The 4003-nt window shown below is 69.5% G+C and carries 3 protein-coding genes; 2 read left to right on the top strand and 1 reads right to left on the bottom strand.

Annotated features, from left to right (window positions below):
- Positions 1 to 255: 255 nt before the first annotated feature.
- On the bottom strand, positions 256 to 690 hold the full coding sequence (locus tag DVH02_RS33380) for a MarR family winged helix-turn-helix transcriptional regulator (RefSeq protein ID WP_114627587.1): 435 nt from the start codon (positions 688 to 690) through the stop codon (positions 256 to 258).
- A 101-nt stretch (positions 691 to 791) separates the two neighbouring features.
- Here DVH02_RS33380 and DVH02_RS33385 point away from each other — a divergent pair, with 101 nt between their 5' ends.
- Together DVH02_RS33385 and arfA are read left to right on the top strand one after the other, a co-directional pair.
- A complete protein-coding gene (locus tag DVH02_RS33385; RefSeq protein ID WP_114627585.1) occupies positions 792 to 1808 on the top strand; it encodes an NADP-dependent oxidoreductase in 1017 nt (338 codons plus the stop codon).
- A gap of 391 nt (positions 1809 to 2199) precedes the next feature.
- Complete coding sequence (gene arfA / locus DVH02_RS33390) at positions 2200 to 3705, top strand: arabinosylfuranosidase ArfA (protein WP_114627586.1); 1506 nt, start codon at positions 2200 to 2202, stop codon at positions 3703 to 3705.
- The last annotated feature ends 298 nt before the right edge of the window (positions 3706 to 4003 follow it).

The raw sequence follows: 4003 nt of genomic DNA on the forward strand, positions 1-4003 counted from the left end.
CGGGCTGGTCGAGCGGCGCCCGAGCCGTCCACGACCTGCACGCCGATCCTGTGGTTCTGCCTTTGACGGCAACGCGGCACGGCTTCCGGCCTCGGGAAATGAAGCGGTGCACCCCCGCCTGCGCGGGGCGCGATCACCCCCGGCTCCGGCACGCCGTCGATCGCTCCGGCGTGCCCCTTTTCGGCCGGTCAACAAGAGGCAAAGGGTGAACTGACCTCCGCAACGCCGGAGTTGTGCGGGGTGGTGTCGCGTCGCTCAGGCGGCGCTCTCGCCCACCATGCGCTGGAGCAGATCGCGCAGCGTCTCGCGCTCCGCCGCCGTCAGCCCGGCCAACGGCTCGCGCGCGAAGTCGAGGGAGTCCCGCAGCTGCTCCGCCGTCGCGAGGCCCTTCTCGGTGGGGGCGGCGAGCTTCACCCTGCGGTCGGCCGGGTCCGGGCGCCGCTCGACCAGCCCGCGCGCTTCGAGCCGGTCCACGATGCCCGTGACGTTGGACGGCTCGCACTTCAGGTTCCGTGCGATCCGGCGCATGGGCAGGGGCTCCAGGGACAGCAGCCTCAGCACACGCGCCTGCGCGCCGGTCAGCGCGTGCTGGGCCGCCGCCTGCTCGTACTCCTCGTAGTAGCGGGCCACGACGGTGCCGATCAGCTCGACGACTTCCAGGGTCAGGGGGTCTCTGCGCGCGGTGGCCATGGACACCAGGGTACCCACTTACTTGACAACATGAAATATTCAGGAGCATTGTTGTTTCATGTAGTGAAGCTTTCTGAGATCGTCCGAGGAGGACCCGCACCATGACCGCACTCCCCACCACCGGCCGCGCCTGGCATCTCGTCGCCCGCCCGCACGGCTGGCCCCAGCCGACCGATGTCGCCCTGCGCGAGGTTCCGGTGGCCGAGCCGGGCGAGGGGCGGATCCTGGTCCGGAACCGGTACTTCTCGGTCGACCCGTACATGCGGCCCCGGATGAACGACGTGAAGTCGTACATTCCCCCGTTCGAGCTGGACCGGCCGATGGCCGGCGGGGCGGTCGGTGAGGTCATCGCCTCCCGCGCCGAGGGGTTCGCGGTCGGGGACCACGTCCTGCACGGTCTCGGCTGGCGTGAGTACGCCGAGTTCCCGGCCGAGCAGGCGACCAAGGTGGACGCCTCGCTCGCCCCGCTCTCCGCCTACCTCGGCGTCCTCGGGATGGCCGGGCTCACCGCCTACGCCGGTCTCTTCGAGACCGCCGTCTTCAAGGAAGGCGACGCCGTCTTCGTCTCCGGCGCCGCCGGGGCGGTCGGCAGCCTGGTCGGGCAGCTCGCCCGGCTGAGGGGCGCTTCGCGGGTGATCGGTTCGGCGGGCTCGGACGAGAAGGTCAGGCTTCTCCTGGAGGAGTACGGCTTCGACGCGGCGTTCAACTACAAGAGCGGCCCGGTCAAGGGGCAGCTGGCGGAGGCCGCTCCCGACGGGATCGACGTCTACTTCGACAACGTCGGCGGCGAGCACCTCGAAGCCGCGATCGCGGCGCTGAACACGCACGGGCGGGTCACCATCTGCGGGGCGATCGCCCAGTACAACAACACCGAGCCGACGCCCGGCCCGCGCAACCTCGCGCTCGCCATCGGCAAGCGGCTGCGCTTCGAGGGCATGTACGTCGGCGACCACTACGGGCTGAAGCCGCAGTTCATCAAGGACGTGAGCGGCTGGCTCGCCTCGGGCGAGCTGAAGTACAAGGAGACGGTTGTCGACGGCATCGAGAACGGCTTCGACGCCTTCCTCGGCGTGCTGCGCGGCGAGAACACCGGAAAGATGATCGTCTCCGTCGCCTGATCCGGAGCCTGGTCGGTGGCCTGATCCGTCGCCGACCGGGCCCCGTGCGCTCGCGCGCCCCACCGAGGGCCGTACCCCGTTCACTCCGGGGTGCGGCCCTCTGTCGCTGCCCCGCCCCCTCGCGTTCGGCGGGAAGAACCTCGTCCGGATTTCCCCGCCAAGGGATTGACGCGGCTTTCCTCTCGACCTTACGTTCCGGTTCGAGGTTACGGTCATGGTTCGATATATCGAACATTCGGAGGTGTCACGGGAGATCGCCGACCGCCGACCGCCGACGGAACAATCGAAGCGCTTGCGTGCCGTCGGGCGGGCCTTGACGTATTTCTCCATGAATATCAACATCCTTACCAGTCCAGGCTTTTGATCGCATGTGATCGCAGATGAGGGAGTCATGAACCGACCCGCCCGTTTCACCCTGCACCCCGACTTCACCGTCGGCGCGGTGAACCCCCGTCTCTTCGGCTCCTTCGTCGAACACCTCGGCCGCTGCGTCTACACCGGCATCCACGAGCCCGGCCACCCCACCGCCGACGCGGCGGGGCTCCGCACGGACGTGCTCGAACTCGTCCGGGAGCTGGGCCCCACCGCCCTGCGCTACCCCGGCGGCAACTTCGTCTCCGGCTACCGCTGGGAGGACAGCGTCGGCCCGGTGGACGAGCGGCCCCGCCGGCTCGACCTGGCCTGGAAGACCACGGAGTCCAACCGGTTCGGACTCGCCGAGTTCATCGACTTCGTACGCAAGGCGGGCCCGGAGGCCGAGCCGATGATGGCCGTCAACCTCGGCACGCGCGGGGTGACCGAGGCCATCCAGCTCCAGGAGTACGCCAACCACCCCTCCGGCACGGAACTCTCCGACCTCCGCGCCGCGCACGGCGACAAGGACCCGTACGGCATCAAGCTGTGGTGCCTGGGCAACGAGGTGGACGGGCCCTGGCAGACCGGCCACAAGACGGCCGAGGAGTACGGGCGGATCGCCGCCGAGACCGCGCGCGCGATGCGGCAGATCGACCCGGACCTCGAACTGGTCGCCAGCGGATCGTCCAACTCCGGCATGGACACCTTCGGCGCGTGGGAGGCCACGGTCCTCACCGAGACCTACGACCTGGTCGACTACGTCTCGCTGCACAGCTACTACTGGGAGAGGGACGGCGACCGGGACTCCTTCCTCGCCTCGGCGGTGGACATGGAGGCGTTCATCGAGAAGGTCGTCGCGACCTGCGACCACGTCGGCGCCAAGCTGAAGTCGGAGAAGAGGATCAACCTCTCCTTCGACGAGTGGAACGTCTGGTACATGGAGAAGCCCAACCCGCACCCGGTCGAGGACTGGCAGGAGGCCCCCCGGCTGCTGGAGGACGTCTACTCGGTGACCGACGCCGTCGTCTTCGGCTCGCTGCTGATCGCGCTGCTCCGGCACGCCGACCGGGTGACGGTGGCCTGTCTCGCCCAGCTCGTCAACGTCATCGCGCCGATCATGACCGAGCCCGGCGGCCCGGCCTGGCGGCAGACCACCTTCTTCCCCTTCGCGCAGGCGTCGACGTACGGGCGCGGGACGGTGCTGGACGTACGGGTCGACTCCCCGACGCACCCGACCGCGAAGTACGGCGAGGTCGACCTGCTGCACGCCACCGCCGTACGGCACGACGACGGCACGGTCGCGGTCTTCGCGGTCAACCGCAGCCAGACGCGGGCGCTGCCGCTGGAGGTGCTGCTCTCCGGGCTCGGTCTGACGGAGCTGGTCGAGCACAGCGTGCTCGCCGACGCCGACCCCGAGGCCAGGAACACCCTGACGGACCAGGAGCGGGTCGTCCCGCACGCGGGGGAGGGCGCCGTGCTCGTCGACGGCACGCTCAAGGCGACTCTGGAGCCGCTCTCCTGGAACCTGATCCGGCTCGCCTGAGCGGGGAGAGAGCCGGACCGGTGGCCCCGACGGAACGCTCCGTCGGGGCCACCGGCCGCTGTGGGCGCGAGTCCGAGGGCGCGAAGTAAGTCTGCGTGAACCGTTGACGCGCAAGCGCTTCGACTCTAGTTTCCCGTTCGCGGTGACGAGCGTGGTTCGTCATACCGAACGGGACTGCCGGGACTGGGATCCGGCCCGCGCCGCCCCCGCGCGTACCCCCCCACATCACAAGGAGAACCGCGTGAGCCGCATCTCCAGAACCTTCCGAACCGCCCGCCCCTCCCGCAGCACTCCCCAC

Origin of the sequence: Streptomyces corynorhini (assembly GCF_003346515.1) — a bacterium.
GTDB lineage: Bacteria > Actinomycetota > Actinomycetes > Streptomycetales > Streptomycetaceae > Streptomyces > Streptomyces corynorhini.

Excerpts from the sequence above, each read along its gene's own strand:
- arfA (WP_114627586.1), top strand. The coding sequence starts at position 2,200 with ATGAACCGACCCGCCCGTTTCACCCTGCACCCCGACTTCACCGTCGGC.
- DVH02_RS33380 (WP_114627587.1), bottom strand. The coding sequence starts at position 690 with ATGGCCACCGCGCGCAGAGACCCCCTGACCCTGGAAGTCGTCGAGCTG.
- DVH02_RS33385 (WP_114627585.1), top strand. The coding sequence starts at position 792 with ATGACCGCACTCCCCACCACCGGCCGCGCCTGGCATCTCGTCGCCCGC.